The organism is Nocardia higoensis NBRC 100133 (genome assembly GCF_000308595.1).
In the GTDB taxonomy this organism is placed as follows: Bacteria; Actinomycetota; Actinomycetes; order Mycobacteriales; family Mycobacteriaceae; genus Nocardia; species Nocardia higoensis.
This window is the reverse complement of the sequence record NZ_BAGA01000109.1, coordinates 160593-180859: the sequence shown is the minus strand read 5'-3', so window position 1 is coordinate 180859 and position 20267 is coordinate 160593. Positions and strand designations below refer to the sequence as shown.

Annotated in this window: 21 protein-coding genes and 1 riboswitch; of the genes, 15 read left to right on the top strand and 6 right to left on the bottom strand. The window is 68.6% G+C overall.

Annotated elements, in window-relative coordinates:
• Together ON26_RS19925 and ON26_RS19920 are read right to left on the bottom strand one after the other, a co-directional pair.
• Nucleotides 1-283: MerR family transcriptional regulator (locus ON26_RS19925; RefSeq protein WP_040797677.1), on the bottom strand; the 283-nt coding region annotated here is incomplete at its 3' end.
• A 113-nt stretch (nucleotides 284-396) separates the two neighbouring features.
• Nucleotides 397-813 carry a nuclear transport factor 2 family protein gene (locus ON26_RS19920; RefSeq protein WP_040797676.1) on the bottom strand — a complete coding sequence of 139 codons (417 nt, stop codon included), beginning with the start codon at nucleotides 811-813 and terminating at the stop codon, nucleotides 397-399.
• A gap of 264 nt (nucleotides 814-1077) precedes the next feature.
• On the opposite strand from ON26_RS19920, the gene ON26_RS19915 reads away from it, so the two are divergent.
• The 8 genes from ON26_RS19915 (at nucleotide 1078) to ON26_RS19880 (ending at nucleotide 9882) form a co-directional block, all read left to right on the top strand.
• A complete protein-coding gene (locus tag ON26_RS19915; protein WP_218000602.1) occupies nucleotides 1078-2391 on the top strand; it encodes an MFS transporter in 1314 nt (437 codons plus the stop codon).
• A gap of 4 nt (nucleotides 2392-2395) precedes the next feature.
• The gene (locus ON26_RS19910; protein ID WP_169333742.1) at nucleotides 2396-3097 is read left to right on the top strand and encodes a GntR family transcriptional regulator; all 702 of its coding nucleotides are present in this window, start codon (nucleotides 2396-2398) and stop codon (nucleotides 3095-3097) included.
• On the top strand, nucleotides 3094-3978 hold the full coding sequence (locus tag ON26_RS19905) for an isocitrate lyase/PEP mutase family protein (protein ID WP_040797674.1): 885 nt from the start codon (nucleotides 3094-3096) through the stop codon (nucleotides 3976-3978). Before ON26_RS19910 ends, ON26_RS19905 begins: the two co-directional genes overlap by 4 nt.
• Nucleotides 3978-5417: a dihydroorotase gene (locus ON26_RS19900; protein WP_051027250.1), complete on the top strand. Its 1440-nt coding sequence runs from the start codon at nucleotides 3978-3980 to the stop codon at nucleotides 5415-5417. The genes ON26_RS19905 and ON26_RS19900 overlap by 1 nt, the downstream gene beginning before the upstream one ends.
• Nucleotides 5414-6130 carry an isochorismatase family protein gene (locus tag ON26_RS19895; protein ID WP_040797673.1) on the top strand — a complete coding sequence of 239 codons (717 nt, stop codon included), beginning with the start codon at nucleotides 5414-5416 and terminating at the stop codon, nucleotides 6128-6130. The genes ON26_RS19900 and ON26_RS19895 overlap by 4 nt, the downstream gene beginning before the upstream one ends.
• Nucleotides 6127-7506: an FAD-dependent oxidoreductase gene (locus ON26_RS19890; RefSeq protein ID WP_040797672.1), complete on the top strand. Its 1380-nt coding sequence runs from the start codon at nucleotides 6127-6129 to the stop codon at nucleotides 7504-7506. The genes ON26_RS19895 and ON26_RS19890 overlap by 4 nt, the downstream gene beginning before the upstream one ends.
• A 198-nt stretch (nucleotides 7507-7704) precedes the next feature.
• A complete protein-coding gene (locus ON26_RS19885) occupies nucleotides 7705-8256 on the top strand; it encodes a Cif family virulence factor (protein WP_040797729.1) in 552 nt (183 codons plus the stop codon).
• A gap of 225 nt (nucleotides 8257-8481) precedes the next feature.
• On the top strand, nucleotides 8482-9882 hold the full coding sequence (locus tag ON26_RS19880; RefSeq protein ID WP_157171948.1) for a DNA recombination protein RmuC: 1401 nt from the start codon (nucleotides 8482-8484) through the stop codon (nucleotides 9880-9882).
• Nucleotides 9883-10041: 159 nt separating this feature from the next.
• Here the strand turns inward: ON26_RS19880 and ON26_RS19875 are convergent, their stop codons facing one another.
• On the bottom strand, nucleotides 10042-10362 hold the full coding sequence (locus ON26_RS19875; RefSeq protein WP_040797671.1) for a DMT family transporter: 321 nt from the start codon (nucleotides 10360-10362) through the stop codon (nucleotides 10042-10044).
• Between the two features lie 10 nt (nucleotides 10363-10372).
• Nucleotides 10373-10439, bottom strand: a riboswitch (guanidine-III (ykkC-III) riboswitch).
• Nucleotides 10440-10628: 189 nt separating this feature from the next.
• Between ON26_RS19875 and ON26_RS19870 the strand changes: the two genes are divergently transcribed.
• Genes ON26_RS19870 through ON26_RS19855 form a run of 4 tightly spaced genes read left to right on the top strand, consistent with a single transcriptional unit; the run spans nucleotide 10629 to nucleotide 15499 of the window.
• Nucleotides 10629-11573 (top strand): alpha/beta fold hydrolase, encoded by a 945-nt coding sequence (locus ON26_RS19870; protein WP_040797670.1) that lies wholly within the window; start codon nucleotides 10629-10631, stop codon nucleotides 11571-11573.
• Between the two features lie 41 nt (nucleotides 11574-11614).
• A complete protein-coding gene (locus ON26_RS19865; RefSeq protein ID WP_040797669.1) occupies nucleotides 11615-12133 on the top strand; it encodes a YcxB family protein in 519 nt (172 codons plus the stop codon).
• Between the two features lie 10 nt (nucleotides 12134-12143).
• Nucleotides 12144-13550: an ATP-binding protein gene (locus ON26_RS19860; RefSeq protein WP_040797668.1), complete on the top strand. Its 1407-nt coding sequence runs from the start codon at nucleotides 12144-12146 to the stop codon at nucleotides 13548-13550.
• The gene (locus ON26_RS19855) at nucleotides 13547-15499 is read left to right on the top strand and encodes a vWA domain-containing protein (RefSeq protein WP_040797667.1); all 1953 of its coding nucleotides are present in this window, start codon (nucleotides 13547-13549) and stop codon (nucleotides 15497-15499) included. The genes ON26_RS19860 and ON26_RS19855 overlap by 4 nt, the downstream gene beginning before the upstream one ends.
• 64 nt (nucleotides 15500-15563) lie before the next feature.
• On the opposite strand, the gene ON26_RS19850 is transcribed toward ON26_RS19855, so the two are convergent.
• From ON26_RS19850 to ON26_RS19840, 3 genes are read right to left on the bottom strand one after another with little or no spacing between them, the layout of a single operon-like run.
• Nucleotides 15564-16226, bottom strand: coding sequence for a methionine ABC transporter permease (locus ON26_RS19850; RefSeq protein WP_040797666.1), 663 nt, complete (start codon nucleotides 16224-16226; stop codon nucleotides 15564-15566).
• Nucleotides 16226-17269, bottom strand: coding sequence for a methionine ABC transporter ATP-binding protein (locus ON26_RS19845; protein WP_051027248.1), 1044 nt, complete (start codon nucleotides 17267-17269; stop codon nucleotides 16226-16228). Before ON26_RS19845 ends, ON26_RS19850 begins: the two co-directional genes overlap by 1 nt.
• On the bottom strand, nucleotides 17266-18120 hold the full coding sequence (locus tag ON26_RS19840) for a MetQ/NlpA family ABC transporter substrate-binding protein (protein ID WP_040797665.1): 855 nt from the start codon (nucleotides 18118-18120) through the stop codon (nucleotides 17266-17268). Before ON26_RS19840 ends, ON26_RS19845 begins: the two co-directional genes overlap by 4 nt.
• Nucleotides 18121-18487: 367 nt before the next feature.
• Between ON26_RS19840 and ON26_RS19835 the strand changes: the two genes are divergently transcribed.
• The 3 genes from ON26_RS19835 to ON26_RS19825 all read left to right on the top strand — a co-directional run bounded on the left by ON26_RS19835 (nucleotide 18488) and on the right by ON26_RS19825 (nucleotide 20263).
• Nucleotides 18488-19198 (top strand): class I SAM-dependent methyltransferase, encoded by a 711-nt coding sequence (locus ON26_RS19835; RefSeq protein ID WP_040797664.1) that lies wholly within the window; start codon nucleotides 18488-18490, stop codon nucleotides 19196-19198.
• A 284-nt stretch (nucleotides 19199-19482) separates the two neighbouring features.
• Nucleotides 19483-19719: a DUF6301 family protein gene (locus ON26_RS19830; protein WP_040797663.1), complete on the top strand. Its 237-nt coding sequence runs from the start codon at nucleotides 19483-19485 to the stop codon at nucleotides 19717-19719.
• A gap of 313 nt (nucleotides 19720-20032) precedes the next feature.
• On the top strand, nucleotides 20033-20263 hold the full coding sequence (locus tag ON26_RS19825) for a hypothetical protein (protein WP_040797662.1): 231 nt from the start codon (nucleotides 20033-20035) through the stop codon (nucleotides 20261-20263).
• The last annotated feature ends 4 nt before the right edge of the window (nucleotides 20264-20267 follow it).

The following is a 20267-nucleotide window of genomic DNA, read 5'->3' as shown; positions in this document are numbered from 1 at the left end:
GCATGGTCCGCGCGGCCACCGCGGCCGCCGCGCCCGCCGGGCTCGCGCCCGCCCGGATCAGACCGAGCATGTGCTCCAGGGTCGCGATATCGGATTCGGTGTAGAGGCGGTGCTTGCCCGGTCGCTCCTGGCTGGGCCCGATGCCGTAGCGGCGGGTCCAACTGCGCAGCGTCGCGGTAGGGACGCCGAGCCGTTCGGCCACGACCCGGACGGTGTACCCGGCCGCGCCGGCGACGGGGGTGGCGTCGGCAGAGGTCGGGGCGCTGTCCGCATCTGCCGTCACAACCCCTCCCGGCTGGCGATATCCGTCCACGCGACACAGCGTTTCCTGCGTCGGCCAACGGTACCTCGAGCGTCCGGGGCGGTTGACGACGCCGGAGTCCGGCTGCGGGTGCGCTACTCGTCGGCGGCTTGCCGCTCGTACTGCGCGGTGGCCTCGGCCTCGATGCGCTCGAACTGCTCACCCATCCGTTCGGCCAGCGCCTGCGCCGCCGACAGTGGACGCACCATCACCATGAAGTCGTCGATCTTCCCGTCCTCGTCGACATGCAGGAAGTCGCACCCGGTCAGCTTCTTGCCGTCGACGGTGGCTTCGAACACGAGCGCGTGGTCGCGGCCGCCCTGGTCGGCGATTTCGCGCACGTACCGGAAGTCCTCGAACACCCGGATCACCGCGCGCAGAATCGCCGCAGTGATCGGCTTGCCCGGATAGGGCTTGAACGCCACCGGACTGGTGAAGACCACGTCGTCGGCGAGCAACGCCTCGATCGCGGCCTCGTCCCGAGCCTCCACGGCTGCCCGGAAAGCGTGCATCTGCCACCTCGCATGGTCGTCCTATCGATCGACTTGCCACGGTAGCCGTGCGGCGGGAACCGGTAGGGGACTTCCGCCCCCCGGGCCGGGCGGTCGCGCGCTGGAGGCGGTGGTGCGCACCCGGCGGCGCGATTGCTGATACTTAGCTTTAACATTGCAAACTGTTGACAGTTGACTACAGGGCGAGGCAAAGTGTGATCCCAGTCCCACGGATGCGGGACGTTCGCTTCTCAGGCGCTCTGGCGCAATGACCACGAGGAACCCATGACCGAGATCGCTGCGGCACCCCCCGCCCACGCCGCTTCCCCCGACCGGCAGACCGAGATCAAGCCGCGGATCATTGCCGCAGGCTTCATCGGATCCCTGCTGGAGTACTTCGATTTCGGCGCGTACGGCTACCTTGCCGTTATCATCGCCGGGCATTTCTTCGTCACCGAGGACCCCACCTCGGCGCTGCTGGCCACGCTGCTCACCTTCGCCGCGGCGTTCCTGCTCCGCCCGATCGGCGGGGTGATCTTCGGGCACTTCGGCGACAAGTACGGCCGCAAGAAGGTGCTGGCCTTCACCATCTTTCTGATGGCCGTCGCCAGCGGCATGATCGGTGTGCTGCCCACCTACGCCGCCATCGGCGTCGGCGCCACGGTTCTGCTCGTCCTGGCGCGCTGCATGCAGGGCCTGGCGGCCAGTGGCGAGGTGAGCGGCGCGGCCGCGTTCGTCGCCGAGTTCTCCCCGAACAACCGCCGCGGGCTGATGTGCTCGTCGGTCCAGACCGGCGCGCTCGGTGGCGCGCTGATGGCTTCGCTGTTCATCACGCTGCTCAACACCGTCCTCGGTGAGGACGCCATGCGGGACTGGGGTTGGCGCATCCCGTTCCTGGCCGCCATCCCGCTGGGACTGTTCGGTCTCTGGATCCGGTCCCAACTGCAGGAGACCCCGCGGTTCGTGGCGCCCGCCGAGGACACCGTCGCCAGCCCGATGAAGGAGCTGTTCCGCAGCCACCGCCGGGCGCTCGCGATCTGCCTCGGCCTGTCGATCCTGCTGTTCTCGGCCTACTACGTCGCCTACGTCTACGTTCCGCTGCACCTGCAGACCGTCGTGGGCATGTCCTCGACCACCACTTTCTGGTTCAACTCGATCACCCTGGCCGTAGCCACGGTGTGCATGCCCTTCTTCGGCCTACTGTCGGACAAGATCGGCCGTAAGGCGGTCTTCCTCGGCGCCACCGTTGTGGCGCTGGTGATTCCGATCCCCGTCTTCGTTCTCTTCGAGCAGGGCGGCGCGATCACGCTGGTCTCGATGGTCGTGCTGGGGCTGATCGACTCCGCTCTGATGGGTGTCGCTTTCTCGGCCTTCACCGAAATGTTCCCCACCCGTGTCCGTTACAGCGGTATCGCGCTCGGCTTCAACCTCGGCGCCGCGCTGGCCGGTGGCTTCTCGCCCTACATCTGCACCTGGCTGGTGCGGGAGACCGGCAGCTCGCTGTCGCCGGCGTACTTCCTCATGGCCACTGCGCTGATCACGCTCGCGGCAGCACTGGCGATGCGTGAAACAGCAGGTACCGCTTTGAAGGATGCTTGACCCCATGACGACGTCACGACCCACCGCCGCCCCCCGCCTGCATCGCGAAGGCACCTTCGCGCATCGAACCGAAGCCGTCCTTCGCGACATGGTGCTCGACGGCACCCTGAAGCCGGGCGAGCGACTCAACGAAGTCGCTCTCGCCGCCGATCTCGGTATCAGCCGCGGTCCGCTGCGCGAGGCCATCCAGCGGCTGGTGAGTGAGGGTCTGCTGACGGTGATCAGCCATCGCGGCGCGTTCGTGCGCACCTTCACGCGACAGGAGATCGTCGACCTCTACGAACTGCGGACCGCTCTGGAACTGCACGCGGTGCGGCTGCTGTGCCGCAACGCTGCCGACGCCGACCTGGCGGATCTGGAAGCCCTGCAGTCGGCCGCGCAGGAAAAGGTCGCGGCCACAGCCGATACCGCCTACCCGGCCGAACTCGACTTCCACCTGCAGCTGTTGGTGCTCACGAACAACCAGGCGCTGCTGTCGGCGGCGCTGGAGACCCAGCGATTGCTCTCCCTGGCCCGCACCATGTCGGCGAGCAAGCCGACCCGTGCCCGTGCCGCGGTCGTGGAACACAAGGAACTGATTGCGGCACTGAAGGATCGCGATCTGGACCGCGCGATCCATCGGATGGAGGAGCACCTCCAGCACTCGATGGAGAGCGCGATTGCGGCCCTCGGGCTGCCTGATAATGAAAAGGAACCCGACGAATGACCTTGGCAAAAGTCCTGAGAGAACGCATGGCCGACCAGGAGAACGGCCCGTTGCTCCTGGCCGGCGCGCCGAACGCGCTCGCGGCCCGCGTGGTCGAGGAGACCGGCTTCGGCGCGGTGTACGTCTCCGGAGCCGGCGTGACCAACACCTATCTCGGGATGCCCGACCTCGGTCTGCTCACCATGAACGAGATCGCCGACCATGTGGCCGTCATGGCCGACGCGGTCTCGCTGCCCCTGGTCGTCGACGCCGACACCGGCTTCGGTAGCGCGCTCAACGTCCAGCGCACCGTGCGCAGGCTGGAGCGCGCGGGCGCGGCCGCGATCCAGCTGGAGGACCAGGTCGCTCCCAAGAAGTGCGGCCATTTCGCCGGCAAGGACGTCATCTCGGCCTCGGAGATGATCGGCAAGATCCACGCGGCGGTCGACGCTCGCGCCGACGACGACACCGTGATCATCGCTCGCACCGACGCCAGGGCGACCGCGGGCATCGAAGAGGCGTGTGAGCGGGCCGCGCGGTACCTCGAGGCGGGCGCCGATGTCTTGTTCGTCGAGGCGCCGCGCAGTGCCGAGGAGATGCGCAAGATCACCTCGGCGGTCCCCGGCATCCACATGGCCAACATGGTCGAAGGCGGGCTCACGCCGATCCTCGGCCGCGCCGAGCTCGGCGAACTCGGCTTCTCGGTCGCTCTCTACGCCAATGCCGCCATGCGCGGCGCCGTGCTCGGCATGCGTTCGGTGCTCCAGCACCTGTACGAGCACGGCGACACCATCGACGCCGCCGACAAGATGATCAGCTGGCAGGACCGCCAGAGCCTGGTCTCCAAACCGTTGTTCGACGAGCTCGACGCCCGGTACGCCGCGGTCGAGGAGGCGAAGTGATGAGCACCGATTACGACCTACGGCTGCACGGCGGCCGTGTCTTCCTGCACGGCGAAGGACTCAGCAAGGTCGACATCCTGGTCCGCGACGGCAAGGTCGCGGGCATCGTCGCCCAGGACGCCCCCGAGCAGGCCCGTGAGGTGATCGATCTGCGCGGCGCCATGGTGCTGCCTGGTGCGATCGATCCGCACGTGCATCTGGGCAAGGACATCCGGGTGCCCCGCGATCCCGACGACGCCGATCTCGAGACCGCGTCGGCGGTGGCCGGTGGCGTCACCACCATGCTCGCCTACCTGATGAGCGCCGACCCCTACGAGGAGGTGTTCACCGCCGCCCGCGACGTCATGGCGGCCAACGCGCGCACCGACTTCGGCTTCCACTTCGTGCTCGGCACCCCCGAGCACCTGAAGGCGCTGCCGAGCTACGTGAGCGAACTGGGCGTCTCCAGCTTCAAGTTCTTCATGAACTTCCGCGGCGACGAGGGCAAGTACCTCGGCATGCCGGGCAACGACGACGCCTTCATGTACGACATCCTCGGCCTGACCGCCGATCACGGCGCGATGGTGAATCCGCATCCGGAAAATGTCGAACTCGTCTGGCGCCTGCGCGAGCAGCCCCGCGACGAGAGCCGCGGTCCGCTGTGGGCCTGGCACAACTCGCGCCCGTCCTACGTGGAAGCCGAAGCGCAGCAGCGTGTCTCGTACCTGGCCGGCGTCACCGGCGCCTCCATGTACGCCGTGCACACCAGCAGCGAGGCCGCGCTGTCGGCCACCAGGATGCACCGGGCCGGCTACCCGAACCTGTTCGTCGAGACCTGCACGCAGTACCTGACGCTGAGCACCGAATCCAGCTGCGGCACCTACGGCAAGGTCAACCCGCCGCTGCGCCCGCCCGCCGATGTCGAGGCGCTGTGGGCCGGTCTGGCGGCGGGCGAGGTCGACACCGTGGGCTCCGACCACAACTCGCGGCACAAGTCCAACAAGGAGAAGGACATCTGGACGGCGACGGCGGGCTTCCCCGGCGTCGGGGCGATGCTGCCGCTGACCCTGTCCGAGGGCCTCGCGCGGGGCGTTGCGCTGGAACGCCTGGTCGATGCCACCAGCACGCGCTCGGCGAAGTTGTTCGGCATGTACCCCCGCAAGGGCACCATCGCCGTCGGTTCGGACGCCGACCTGGTGGTCCTGGACACCGAGGCCCCCACCACCATCACCGCCGCCACCCAGCACTCGGCCGCCGAGTACACCCCGTGGGAGGGACGTGAGGTCCCGCTCTCGGTGCGTCACACCCTGGTCGGCGGTCATTTCGCGGTGCGCGACGGCGTCCTGGCCGACGCCCCCACCGGCCGCTATCTGAACCGTTCGAACAGCGGCGCCGCGGCGCTGGCCGCCATCGCCGCCGCAGACACCACCACGACCCATGCGAAGGAGAGCCAGCTGTGAGCGCACAGCCCTGGTCCGCGGGCGGCGCGGGAGCCGTCGACGCCGAAACCCTGAAGCGTTACGAACTGGCCGGATTCGGCAAGCCCGTAGGCCTCGGCGAGCGTCCCGCACTGCTGATCATCGACGTGCAGTACCGCACGGTGGGCACCGAGCGGGTGCCCTTCGAGCAGGCCGTCGCGGAATTCCCCACCGCCGTCGGCGATGTCGCCTGGGACGCGGTCGACAAGATCGCCGACCTGCTCGCGGTGTTCCGGGCCAACGGCTGGCCGGTGCTCTACCCGCACGTGGCGCCCAAGCAGAGCTACGACACCGGCACGCTCGGCGCCAAGGTGCCCGCGATCATGTCGATCCCCGCGCGCGGATACGACTTCGTCGAGTCGATCGCGCCAGTGCAGGGCGATGTGCTGCTGCCCAAGCGGCACCCGAGCGCCTTCTTCGGCACCCCGCTGACCAGCTACCTCATCGACCGCGCGGTCGACTCGCTGGTGATCACCGGCTGCAGCACCTCCGGGTGCGTGCGCTCGAGCGTCGTCGACGCGTTCGCCTACAACTTCAAGGTGACCGTGCCGGCCGACGCCGTCTACGACCGCAGCCCGCTGGTGCACGAGGTCAACCTGTTCGACATGGCCCAGAAGTACGCCGACGTCACCACCACGCCCGAGTTGGTCGAGCGGCTGCGTGCGCTGGGCGGCAACGAGGAGGAAGCACGATGAGCGAGGTCGACGTCGATGTCGTGGTCGTCGGAGCGGGCGGCTGCGGGCTGACCGCGGCCATCGCCGCGGCCGAACAGGGCGCCCGGGTGGTCGTCCTGGAGAAGCTGGACCGGCCCATCGGCAATACCGGTGTGAGCACCGGCTCGATCCCCGGCGCGGGCAGCCGCTACCAGCGCGCGGCCGGGATCGAGGACAGCCCCGAGCGGATGGCCGAGGATCTGCTCAGGCAGAGCGGCCCGCACGATGCCGAGAGCCTGGTCCGGCAGCTGGCCGCGGAATCGGCCTCGCTGGTGGAGTGGCTGGTCGAGGAGCACAACATCGACCTGCGTCTGATCACCGACTACAAGCATGTCGGCCACTCCGTCGAGCGCCTGCACGCCCCGCCGGACCGGCGCGGCGCCTCGCTCATGCGCGACCTGCTCGCCGAGGTCAAGCGGCTCGGTGTCGACGTGGTCACCGGCAACCCGGTGAGCCGGCTGCTGGTCGAGGACGGCCGCGTCGTCGGCGTCCATGTCGACGGCCCGCGTTCCGGCGCCTACGACATCCGCGCGCACGCGGTCGTGCTGGCGGCCAACGGTTTCGGCGCCAACCGCGACATGTTGCGGGAATGGGCGCCGGAGATCCTCGGCGCGCAGTACTTCGGCGCCGAGGGCTCCACCGGCGAAGCCATCTCCTGGGCGCTGGAACTGGGTGCGGGCACCGGCAACATGGGCGCTTACCAGGGCTACGCTGCCGTCGCCTATCCGCACGGCTCGATCACCTCGTGGACCACCGTGGAGAAGGGCGGAATCCTGCTGTCTCCCAAGGGCGATCGTATGGGCGACGAGAGCGTCGGCTACTCCGGCTTCGCCACCGTGGTCAGCGCGCACGCACCGGAGAGCTATGTCGTCTTCGACACCAAGATCCGCGAATACGTGCGTAGCAACGAGCCCGAATTCGCCGAACTCGTCGATATCGGCGGCGTCACCGAGGCCGCCGACGCCGAAGGTGTCGCCGAGGCGATCGGCTGCGAGCCCGAGCCGGTCCGCGAGGCGCTGGCCCGGTACGCCGCCGCCGTCGCGGGCGAACAGCCGGACCCGTTCGGCCGCACCGACTTCGGTCTGGCTCCCCTGGAACCGCCGTACTGCGTCGTGCGCTCCGTCCCGGCCCTGTTCCACACCCAGGGCGGCGTGACCATCGACGGCGACGCCCAGGTGATCCGCACCGACGGCACTCCCGTGCCCGGCCTCTACGCCGGCGGCGGCGTCGCGACCGGCGTCTCGGGAGCCGACGGCGCCCGCGGCTACTGCTCGGGCAACGGGCTGCTCACCGCGGTCGGTCTCGGCCGGATCGCCGGTCGATGCGCCGCGAGTTCGGCACGCGCCGTCTCGGCGTGATCGACCGGGGGGACGCCGGGTTCGGCGTTCCCCCGGGCCGCCGGCATGACGAAGCCGGGGCCGCCGCGCCTGATCGACACATTTTTGGACAGGTGTCTATACAACTGTATTTGCTCTGTGTACCGTAAGCGCTGTCATCTGGGCTCGACGTCGCGGGATGCGGCCGGGAGTCCGCTGCACAGATCGGAGCAGATGAACATGTCCTACCCTCGCGCCGAACTCGACGAGATGATCGAACGCTGGTTGAAGGCGAACGACGAGTGCGAACGAGCAGGTGACTGGCGGCCGCTGGCGGAGTTCTACACCGAGGACGCCACCTACGGCTGGAACTACGGGCAGAAGCACGACTTCATGGCAGTCGGCCGCGACGAGATCCGCGACTACGCGATCGGCCTGGAGATGGACGGCCTCGACGGCTGGACCTACCCCTACCAGTCCTGGGTCGTCGACGAGGCCACCGGCGACATGATCGGCCTGTGGAAGCAGATCTGCGATGTCAAGCGCCCCGACGGCACGAACTACGCCCTCAACGGCATCCAGGGCAGCTGGTTCAAATACGCGGGCAACTTCCAGTGGAGCTGGCAGCGCGACTTCTTCGACTACGGCAATGTCACCGCGCTGTTCACCGAGATGATCCAGAACGGCGACATGACCCCCGGCATCAACAAGCGCATCGAACGCGTGGTGAACTCCCGCGGCGACCTGCCCGGCTGGTATCCGCTGGGCGCCACTCCGGTTCCGTTGTGGTGAGCGTCTTCTCGTCGAATCGAGCCACGATCCGGGCCCCGGGCAGTCGATCTGCTCGGGGCCCGCTTCTTTCCCGGTGTAGCGGTCTGGCCGTTTGCTGCTCCTGTGTCGGCCGGTAGTGGTAGATCTACGTGCGCGGTCGTCGGGTGTGGGTGATGGCCGATCGGGTTCCACTTCGCCGGTCCATCGGGGCCGGGGTCGCATCGAATGTTCGCCGGAGGGCTCGACTTGATCGATATCGGTGTGTTCGTGGTGATGACGGTCGTGGTGGCCGGATTGTCCGGTGGGGTGGGCTTTCTGGTCGGTCGTGGACGTGGCGCGGTTGCGCAGGAACAGGCGCGTGGCGAGCGTCAGGCCGCCCAACAGTTGCGTGGTGAACGCGACGCCGCAGGCGCGCAGGTGCAGGCATTGCAGCGGCAGTTGCAGGCCGCGGCCGCAGCCCAGGCCGGGCTGCAGGCCGAATTGATCGGCGCGACAAGGCGGCTCGCCGAGAAGGATCGGGAGCAGCAGGATGTGGAGCGGATCTCGCAACAGGTCGCGGCGGTGGTGGTCCAGAAATCCGGCTCGGAACTGGTGCGGCGATTCAGCGAAGTGGCCGACCAGCGGGACAAGGCCACCGTCCGGGATCTCGACCAGCGCCGCACTGCCGTCGAAGCGCTGCTCGCTCCGCTGACCCAGCAGCTCGACAAGGTCAGCGGGCAGGTGGACGAGCTGGAGAAGAAAAGGATCGGCGCGTACGCCTCGCTGCGCGAGCAGGTCGAGGTGATGTCGAAGACCAGTGCGCAACTGCAGCAGGAGACCCGTCTGCTGGTGACCGCGCTGCGCAAGCCGAACACTCGAGGCCAGTGGGGAGAGCGCCAGCTCCGCAATGTCGTCGAGGCCGCCGGGATGCTCGATCGGGTCGACTTCTGCGAGCAGACCCGCGTCGACGCCGACGAGACGACCCTGCGCCCGGACATGACCGTCAACATCGGTGGCGGCAAGTCGATCGTGGTCGACGCGAAGTCGCCGTTCTCCGCCTTCCTGGAAGCCTACGACGCGCGCGACGACACCGAGCGGCAGCAGCGGTTGTCCGCGCACGCCAGGCATGTCCGCAAACACATCGAGCAGCTGGCGAGCAAGCAGTACTGGGCGCAGCTGCCCTGCACCCCGGAATACGTGGTGATGTTCCTGCCCAGCGAGACGTTCCTCAGCGCCGCCGAGGAACAGGACCCCACCCTCTGGGAGTTCGCCTGCCGCAATCACGTCATCCTCGCGACCCCGACGAACCTGCTCACCCTGCTGCGCACCGTCGCCTACATCTGGCGGCAGGAGGCCGTCGCCGAGAACACCCAGGCGGTGCTCAACCTCGGGCGCGAACTGCACAAGCGCCTCAGCGACGTCGCAGGCCACTTCAACAAGCTCGGCCGCGACATCGGGGGCGTCGTCGATACCTACAACAAGACCCTCGGTTCGTTCGAACGTCGTGCCATGGTCAGCGCCCGTAAATTCACCGAGCTCCAGGACCTGGACACGACCATCGCCGACCTCACGCCGGTTGACGTCATCCCGCGCACCCTGGTTGCCGCCGGCGCCGACGGGAGTGCAGACATAGCTGATGTCTCTTGGACGCGTGGTGATGGGGGATGAGCGACTTCTCGGGGGCGGCGCCGTGCGCGGGACGGCCATAGTAGGCCCGGGCCTGCGCGGTCAGCGGGACTTCCGGGCGATCGAACCTTCGACGCCCGGGGGAAAGCCTCCCGGATTCTGCCCACTGACCTGTAGAACCGCGGTTCGACCGGCTCTGTCTCAATGGACGAGTTTCAGGCCGACGACGCCGCCGACGATCATCGTCAGGAACACCAGTTTCAGGACGCCGACGGGTTCCTCGCCGGTCGCCATGGCGTAGGCGACGGTGAGCACGGCGCCGATGCCCACCCAGACCGCGTAGGAGGTGCCGACGGGCAGCTCGCGCATGGCCAGGGCGAGGCCGGTCATGCTGGCGGCGAGGGCGGCGAAGAAGACGAGGGTGGGGCCGAGGCGGGTGAAGCCTTCGGTTCTGCCGAGGGCGGTGGCCCAGACCGCCTCCAGGGCGCCGGACACGACGAGCAGGATCCACGACGGGGACATGGCCGATCTCCTCGGGCCGTCTTGTCGCGTTCCGGGTACGGCGCCCCTCGTCCGGAAGCCCGCCTGCCGGGCTTTCCTCCACCGTGTCACCGGCGGCTGCCGAATGGCAAGTTCCGGCGACCGAGGTCACCACCCGGGCGCCCACCCACACCTGGGTGGGGATTCGCTCCACCTCGGGGAACGATCCGGGCACCCGAGGCCCCTGATGCGCGATGCGGGATTGCCGGAGAGTGGGAACCGTAGTCGTCCAGGAATCGGAGCCCGCAATGTCCACGACCCGCATGATCGCCGCCACGCAGGAGCGTCGCGTCACGGTCGTCGCCGACGACGGGGTGGCGCTGGCGGTCCGCGAGTACGGGCCGCGCGATGCCGAACTAACCGTGGTCCTCGCGCACGGACACTGCCTGCGCACCCAATCGTGGGCGCACGTCCGCGCCGCGCTGCTGCGCGAATACGCCGGCGCCCGGGTGGTCTGTTACGACCACCGCGGTCACGGCGACTCGGCGGCGGCGCCGTACCAGACCTATCACCTCGACCAGCTCGGCCACGATCTGCGCGCGGTGCTCGACGCAGTGGCCCCGTCCGGGCCGGTCGTGCTGGCCGGGCATTCCATGGGCGGGATGACGGTGCTCAGCTACGCCGCGCAGAACCCGCACGAGATCGGCACCAGGATCGTCGCAGTCGCGCTGCTGGCGACGGCGGCGAGCGGTGTCGCGGACGCCGGTTTCGGGCGGCTGCTGCGCAATCCGGCGATCCCGCTGTTCCAGCGGGCCGTGCGGCGGGCGCCCGGCGTGATGCATCGCGCGAAAGTACTGGCCTGCATGCTGTTCGCGCCGGTGATCCGGGCGGCGGAGTTCGGCAATCGCCGGGTGGGCCCGCAGGTGCTCGCGCTCGCGAACGCCATGCACAACGAGACCTCGATCGTCACGATGGCCAGCTTCCTCAGCGCGTTCCTCACCTACGACCGCACCGACGCGCTGCCGTTGCTCTCCCGCATCCCCACCGTGGTGCTGTGCGGGTCGGCGGATCTGATGACCCCGCCCTCGCACGCCATCGAAATGGCCGCCAGGATCGAGCACTCATCCCTCGCGATCGTCGAAGGCGCGGGACATTCGGTGATCCTCGAGCAGCCGACGCAGGTGGCAGAGGTGCTGGCACGCCTGCTGGCCCGGGTTCGCCGGGACGATCGGGTCGCGCACACGGCGGCCTAGCGGACGCGATTCGGCTCGGCCCGCACGGCTACGATCTCGCGATGCAGATTTCGATGTGGGTGCCGTATGACGAAGGCCGGCTGCGCCGCACGCTTACCTTCCTTTCCCGCTCACAGCTCAGAGTTCTCCGCGCTCTGGGTGTGCTCGGCGCTCTTTTCGGCCTCTTCTTGGTGGTGCGGACACCCGCCTCGCCGCCAGCCTACCTCATGGTGGCGATCGGGCTGTTCCTCGTGTTCGGCATGCAGCCGCTGGCGGTGGCCTGGTCGATACGGGGCCAAGCCCAGGCTGTCAAGGACAGCCAGCACATGACCCTCGACGAGGAGTGGCTCACGGTGATCACATCACTGACCGAGACGCGGCTGCGCTGGGCCGGGATCAACCGCATCGTCGAGACGCCCGAGGTCTGGTACGCCATGTACGGCAAGTACCAGGCGGTGGCCATACCGAAGGAAACGATGACCGAGCAAGAGCGCGCCACCTTCACCGCCTTCGTCGCGGCTCTACCTGCCGGGGGACGGCCGGGACACGGAAACGTCGACCGGACGGCCGAATCGACGTAACTTCGATGGGGTGACGGTTCCGACTGACCTCCCCACCACCGTCGGCGAACTGCGCGCGGCCGGCTACCGGCCGCGCGGGGTGAAGGCCGAGATCCGTGCGAACCTGCTGGCGAAGCTGGCGGCGGGGGAAGACCCGTGGCCGGGCATCGTCGGCTTCGAGCGCACGGTGCTGCCGCAGCTCGAGCGGGCGCTGCTGGCCGGTCACGATGTCGTGCTGCTCGGCGAGCGCGGTCAGGGTAAGACCCGCCTGCTGCGCACCCTGCTCGGGCTGCTCGACGAATGGACCCCGGTGATCGCCGGAGCCGAACTCGGCGAGCATCCGCTCGAGCCGATCAGCCCGGCCGGGCGCAGGCTGGCCGCCGAACTGGGCGACGATCTGCCCGTCGCGTGGCGGCACCGGTCGGAGCGCTACGCGGAGAAGCTCGCCACGCCGGACACCTCGGTGGGCGACCTGATCGGCGACGTCGACCCGGTCAAGGTCGCCGAAGGCCGCAGCCTGGGCGATCCCGAGACCATCCATTTCGGCCTGGTGCCGCGCGCGCATCGCGGCATCGTGGCGATCAACGAGCTGCCGGACCTGGCCGAACGCATCCAGGTCGCGCTGCTCAACGTGATGGAGGAACGCGACATCCAGGTCCGCGGCTACACCCTGCGCCTGCCCCTGGACGTGCTGCTGGTCGCCACGGCCAATCCCGAGGACTACACCAACCGCGGCCGCATCATCACCCCGCTCAAGGATCGCTTCGGCGCGGAGATCCGCACCCACTACCCGCTGGACGTGACCGCCGAGATCGCGCTGGTCCGCCAGGAAGCGGATCTGGTGGCGGAGGTGGGGGAGCCGCTGATCGAGGTGCTGGCCCGGTTCGTACGCCACCTGCGGGATTCCCCGGCGATCGACCAGCGATCGGGTGTGTCGGCGCGGTTCGCGGTGGCGGCCGCCGAGACGGTCGCCGCCGCGGCGCTGCGACGGTCGGCGCTGACGGGGGAGAGTCCGGCCGTGGCCAGGCCGGTCGATCTGGAATCGGTGGCGGTGGTGCTGCGCGGCAAGCTGGAATTCGAGTCCGGCGAGGAGGGGCGCGAAGAGGAACATCTCGCCCACCTGCTGCGCCGCTCGTTCGCCGAGGCCGCGCGCGACCGGCTGGGCGGGCTGAACCTGCGGCCACTGGTGGAAGCCGTCGCGGCGGGCCATCCGGTGACCACCGGCGACCGGGTGCCGGGTGCGGAGGTGCTCTCCGCCCTGCCGGAACTGCCGGTGCTGCACGAGGTCGCCGAGCGGCTCGACGTGGCGGCTTCCGACCACCCCGCGCGCATCGCCTCGGCGGTCGAATTCGCTTTGGAGTCCCTGTTTCTCGCGCGCGAGATCGCCAAGGATGCCACCGGGTCCGACGACGGCGCCACCGTGTACCGACGATCATGACCGGCGCCGACCGCTATTCCTACGGCCCGTATCACGACGGACCGGACCCGCTGGCGCCTCCGGTGGACCTGCGCGCCGCGCTCGACATGATCGGCCAGGAGGTCATGTCGGGTAGCTCGCCCCGTTCCGCGCTGGAGGAACTGCTGCGTCGCGGCACCCGCGAGATGCGCGGCCTCGAGGAGCTGACCAGGCGTGTGTGGCAGCGTCGCGCCGCGATCACCCGCGACCACCGGCTCGACGGCACGCTGCGCCGGGTCAGGGAACTGCTGGACGAGGCACTGGAAGCCGAGCGGCGCGCCCTGTTCCCTGATCCCTCCGACGACGCCCGCTTCGCCGAAGCACAGCTGGACGCCCTGCCGTCGAGCACGGCCGCGGCGGTCGGTGAGCTCGCCGAGTACTCCTGGCGTTCGGAGACCGGCCGGGAGAACTACCGGGCCATTCGGGATCTGCTCGGCCGGGAACTGCTGGAATCGCGGTTCGAGAGCATGAAGCAGGCGATGCAGAGCGCCACCCCGCAGGACCTCGATCGGGTCCGCCGGATGATGACCGACCTCAACGACCTGCTCGCCGCCCACGCGCGCGGCGAGGACACCGAGCAGCAGTTCGCCGAGTTCATGGCCGAGCACGGCGAGTTCTTCCCCGAAAATCCGCGTGACATCGAGGAATTGATCGACACGCTCGCCGAGCGGGCGGCCGCCGCGCAACGCATGATGAATTCGATGTCGCCGTCGCAGCGCGCCGAACTCGAGCAGCTGATCGACCAGGCCTTCGGCGATCCCCGGCTGGCCGAGCAGGTCGGCGCGCTCGACGCCAACCTGCGGCAACTGCGCCCCGGCGCGGACTGGAACTCCGCGCGCAGATTCCGCGGCGACGACCCGCTCGGTATGGGCGAGGGCGCACAGGCGCTGCAGGATCTGGCCGAGCTGGACGCGCTGGCCGAACAGCTCTCGCAGGCTTATCCGGGTGCGCAGCTCGAGGACATCGATCTGGAGGCCCTGGCCCGTCACCTCGGCGAGGACGCGAGTGTCGATGCCGCCCGACTGGCCGAGCTGGAGCGCGAACTGCGCAGGCAGGGCATGTTCGAGCGCGCTCCCGACGGGTCGTTGCGATTGACCCCGAAGGCGCTGCGCCGCCTGGGTGAGGTGGCGCTGCGGGACGTCGTCGGGCAGTTGCGTGCCAGGAGAGGCGAACGTGACACCGCTCGGGCCGGTGCGGCGGGCGAGCCGACCGGGGCGTCGCGGGCCTGGCGGTTCGGCGACACCGAGCCGTGGGATGTGTCGCGGACGGTGCGCAACGCGGTGCTGCGGTCGGCCTCGACCGGCAGCCGGACGGTGCGGCTGGATGTGGCGGACGTGGAGATCATGGAGACCGAGCAGCGTTCCCGCGCCGCGGTCGCGCTGTGTGTGGACACGTCCTGGTCGATGGTGCAGGACGGGCGCTGGGTGCCGATGAAGCGCACCGCGCTGGCCCTGCATCAGCTGATCAGCACCCGATTCCGCTCCGACGCGCTCGACCTGATCACCTTCGGCCGCCACGCCGGCACCGTCGACATCGCCGAGCTGACCGCGCTGGACGCGGTGTGGGAACAGGGCACCAATCTGCACCACGCGCTGCTGCTGGCCGGCAGGCATCTGCGCAAGCATCCGGACGCCGTGCCGGTGGTGCTGGTCGTGACCGACGGCGAGCCCACCGCCCACCTGGAACCCGACGGCGAGGCGTACTTCCAGTGGCCGCCTGCTCCCCGTACCTTGGCGGTGACCATGGCGCAGGTCGATTCGCTGGCCAAGCTCGGCGCCTCGGTGTCGGTCTTCATGCTCGGCGAGAATCCCCGGCTCGAGGCGTTCGTCGACCTGGTCGCGCGCCGCAGCGGCGGCCGGGTCATCGCCCCCGACCTCGACGGCCTCGGGGCAGCGGTGGTGTCGGATTATCTCCGCGGCAGGCGGGGCTGAGAAGCCGGCCGCACCCGGCGGCTAAGCCGGCCCCTGCGCTCGGCGGCGAACCAGCCTTTCGGCTTCAGCGGCGCAGGATCTTGCGGGCGGCCCAGTTGCCGACGAACTGGACGACCTGCACACCCGCGATGATCAGCAGCACCGCGACGAAGGTCACCTCCCAATCGAAGCGCTGGTAGCCGTAGACCAGGGCGAAGTTGCCCAGACCGCCGCCGCCGACGGTGCCCGCCATGGCCGACATGTCGACGATCGCGATGACCACGAAGGTGTAGCCGAGGATCAGCGGGCCCAGCGCTTCGGGGATGAGCAGGGTGAGGATGATCCGTAGCGGTCCCGCGCCGACCGCCCGGGCGGCTTCGATGACGCCGGGGTCGACGGTCACCAGGTTCTGCTCGACGATGCGGGCGATGCCGAAGGAGGCCGCGATGATCATGACGAAGATCGCCGCGTCGGTGCCGATGGTGGTGCCGACCACTTCGAGGGTCACCGGCCCCAGGGCGGCGAGCAGGATGATGAACGGGATCGGGCGCACGATATTGACCGCCACATTGAGCAGCCAGTGGATCGGGGCGTTGGCCAGCAGGCCGCCTTTGCGCGTGGTGTAGAGGGCGGTGCCCAGGAACAGCCCGATCAGCCCGCCCACGACGAAGGTGGCCAGCACCATGTAGATGGTGGTGCCGACGGCCTCGGTGAGGACCGGCCGCAGCTTGTCCCAGTCGGTGTCCATCAGGATTCTCCGGATTTCTTCGTCAGGGACGAGCGGCGGCCCTCGAACTCGGCGATGACCGCGTTCACCGCCACTTCGGGGCCGTCGAGTGCCAGCGTGATGCTGCCGAAGGTCTTGTCCTGCAGTGTGCCGATCCCGCCGTAGACGATCTCGAAGTGCACGCCCGCGCGGGCGGCCGTGGTCAGCGCGGCGCCGACCCGGTTCTCGTCGTCGACGTCGACGGTGATCAGCCTGCCCCGATGCAGTTCGTCCAGTCGCCGACGTTCCTGGTCGGCCGGGCGGTTGTGCAGCACGCTGTCGACGAACCGGCGAGCCGGCGCGGACTGCGGCGCGGCGAAGATGTCGAAGGTGGTCGCCAGCTCCACGATCCGGCCCTCGGCCAGCACCGCGACCCGGTCGGCGACCGCGCGGATCACGTCCATCTCGTGGGTGATGACCACGATGGTGACGCCGAGTTCGCGATTGATCTTGCGCAGCAGGTCCAGCACCTCGCCGGTGGTCTCCGGGTCGAGCGCCGAGGTTGCCTCGTCGGCCAGCAGCAGCGACGGCGAGGTCGCCAGCGCGCGGGCGATACCGACGCGCTGTTTCTGCCCGCCGGAGAGCTGATCCGGGTAGCTGCGGGCTTTGTCGGACAGGCCGACGAATTCCAGCAGCTCGGCCACCCGCGCCTTGCGCTTCGCGCGCGGCCACCGGGCGACCTTCAGCGGATATTCCACATTGCCCGCCGCCGTGCGCGAGCGGAACAGGTTGAACTGCTGGAAGATCATGCCGATGTCGCGGCGCAGCTTGCGCACCTCGGACTCCGCGACGCCGGTGATGGGCGTCCCCGAGATCTCGACGGTGCCGCTCGTCGGCTTCTCCAGCCCGTTGATCAGCCGGACCAGGGTGCTCTTACCCGCGCCCGAATAGCCGATCACGCCGAGGATCTCGCCGCGCTCGATCCGCAGATCGATCTCCCGCAGCGCGATGTGCTGCTTGCCGCCGACCGTGAAGTTCTTGCTGACGTCGCGGAATTCGACTGCGGGAAAGGCGGATTCGCTCACTGCCCGTCGCGGATGGTCTGCTGCACCCGCTCCAGGATCTCTTCGAGCTCGGGACCGCTGCGGTGGACCTCCACCGAGGTGCCCTTCGACGATTCGGCCACCGCCGCCTGGACCGCGGGGTCGTGCCAGATCTCGACCAGCTTCAGGTAGGTCGGATCGTTCTTGTCCTCCGCGCGGGTGACGAAGGCGTTGATGTAGGGCTCGGCGCCGGGGCTGTTCGGGTCGTCCTTGAAGATGGCCGACTGCGGGTCGACGCCGGACCGCTCCAGGTAGGTGTTGTTGATGATCGAGGCGTCCACCGAGGCCAGCGAGAGCGCGGTCTGCGCGGCGTCGACAGGGGTCACCGTCACCTTGGAGGCGCCCTTGTCGATATCGGCCGGGGTCGGCGATCCGGTGTCCGAGGACAGCTTCAGCAGGCCGGCCGATTGCAGCACGAACAGCGCGCGCGCCTGGTTGGACGGGTCGTTCGGGATGGCGATCTGCCCGCCCTGCGGGATATCGGCCAGCGAGGCGTGCTTCTTGGAGTACAGGCCGAGCGGCACGATCTGGGTCGCGCCGATCGGGGTCAGGTCCGCGTCGTTCGCGACGTTGTACTCGCCGAGGAACTTCAGGTGCTGGAACAAGTTGACGTCGATCTGCCGCTGCGCCAGCGCGATATTGGGCTGCGAGTAGTCCGAGTAGTTGGTGATCTCCAGGGTGATGCCCTGTTCCTTCGCCTTCTCCTCGAACACGTCCCACTCCGGGCTGCTCTCGGTGGTGCCGATGCGGACCACGCCCTCGGCGACCTCGTCGTCACCACCGCAGGCGGTCAGGCTCAACGTCGCGGCGGCGACGACGGCGGCGATCGTCATGACCCGGGGGATTCTCACGCGTGCTCCTGGACGTTCGGTGGCATGGGGCATGTCCATGCAACCGACAGCGGCCTACGCGGACGACAGTTCGGATTGTGGTGAGCGTAAACCTGGCGGTTGCTCGCAATCTGTGCGCAATCGCAACGGCCGGGATGCCGCCATGTTGCCCGCTACTCCCGCGGTGGTGCCGGGTGGTCGCCCAGCAGCGGACCGGCCGGCGCACCGCCACCGGCCGTCGCGCTGCGCCTGCCCGCAGCTACCGCGCTCCGCTACCACGTTCGGAACCTACCGCCCCGTAGGGTCCTGATCTGCGAGGATGTAAGGGGTTGTGCCCGTATGTGTCCGGTCGTTCGGGCAGACTGGGCCCATGACCGACAGGGTGGGTTCGGATCCGCAGTACGACCTGTTCGCCGAAGAATTCCTCGACCATGCGCGCGAGGGGTTCTACAACGCCCATCTCGACAGGCCCGCCTGCCTGGAGTTGCTGGGGGATGTCTCCGGGCGCACGGTGCTCGATGTGGCGTGTGGACCGGGGCTGTACGCCGAGGAACTCGTCGCACGCGGGGCCTGGGTGGTCGGGCTCGACATCAGCCCGCGGATGATCGAACTGAGCCGTAAACGCGTGCCGCAGGGGCACTTTCGCGTCCACGACCTGAGCACGCCGATCAGCTGGCTGCCGGACGCCTCGGTCGACATGGTGCTCTTCGCCCTGGCCGTCGAATACCTCGACGACCGCACGGCGACATTGCGCGAGCTGCGCCGAGTACTGCGGCCGGGCGGCGCATTGGTGCTGTCACGCCAACATCCGACCGGGGACTGGCTACGCCACGGCGGGGACTACTTCGAGCCACGGGTGATCGAGGAAGTCTGGTCGAAAGGCTGGCAGGTGCGCTACTGGCTGGCCCCGCTGGAACGCACCTGCGAAGAACTGCGCGCCGCGGGCTTCCTACTGGAACGCGTGCGCGAGCCGCGCCCCGACCCGGCCGCCGCCGCACTCGACCCCGAACGCTACGCCCGCCTCAGCAGCGAACCCGTCGGCTTCCTCGCCCTCCGCGCCATCCCCGACCCCCGCGCCTGAATCTCCGACCGCTCCTGCCGATCGCGATGCGGTGAGCGCTTCCGGACGTGTGCCCGGACCGGCATGGCGTCCGGTCGATTTCATCATAGGTTGACATCGGTGCGAGCTTAGGTGACCATATCAACACGGCACAGTTGTACCCGAAACCTGTGCGGCCCAACGATAAAGCCTTGATCCGATGTTCGGATCGAGGCTTTTTTCGCGCTCGGAGGCGATCTCCGTCGAGTCTCCTCTGACCGAACCTCTGTGCTGCCCGATCTCTCGTCATCGGGATCTCACACACCTTGGGACTGCTGCACGAGTTGAATCAGGTGTTCGACAGCCTGACGCAGCGCATTCTCGGAGTCGTCGAACAGGAGCCGGATCAGCGGTGGAGCGATCCGTCCCGGGGGGTCCGGTGGTATCTGCCCAATGTCGTCGTGTCTCCGACGGTCACCGAGAGGGCGGTTTACGTTTGGCTCGTCGGCCCCGACTACCAATTGTGGTGCGACGACATCGACAGGTCGCTCGCGGAGAATTGACCGGGGCCGGGGCCGGGGGCGAATGCGTTAGCCGCTGACGTATTCGGCGAGGTGCTTGCCCGGTGAGGGGAGCGTTCTGCGATGCGACCTGCGGGGAGCCTTCGAAGACGATCAGGCCGCCGGTCGTGGTCGGCGCTGGGGCCGAGATGGATGATTCGGTCGGCGTGGGCCATGTCGACAGCGCTGTGGAGGTCGTGCGTGTCAATCGTCCTGATGTGCTCGTCTATGCCGCTGACGCCGAAGGGGCTGAAGAATCGGACGTTCTGGAGCGGTTCGAATGTCGGGTGACCGATGTAGTCTCGACGATCCGAGTGTGCTGCGCGAGTTCGGTCGAGTGTTCGATATACTCGCGCAGCGCATTCTCGGGATCGTCGGAGGAGAGCCTGATCAGAGGTGGAGCGATCCGAGTGCGGGCGTCCGGCGGGATCTGCCGAATGGCATGGTGATCACGACGGTCAGCCCGGAGGCGATCTATGTCGAACTCGTCAGTCCTGAATACCAGGCGTGGTTGGACGAGATCGACAGGTCTCGCGAGGAGGACTGAGCGG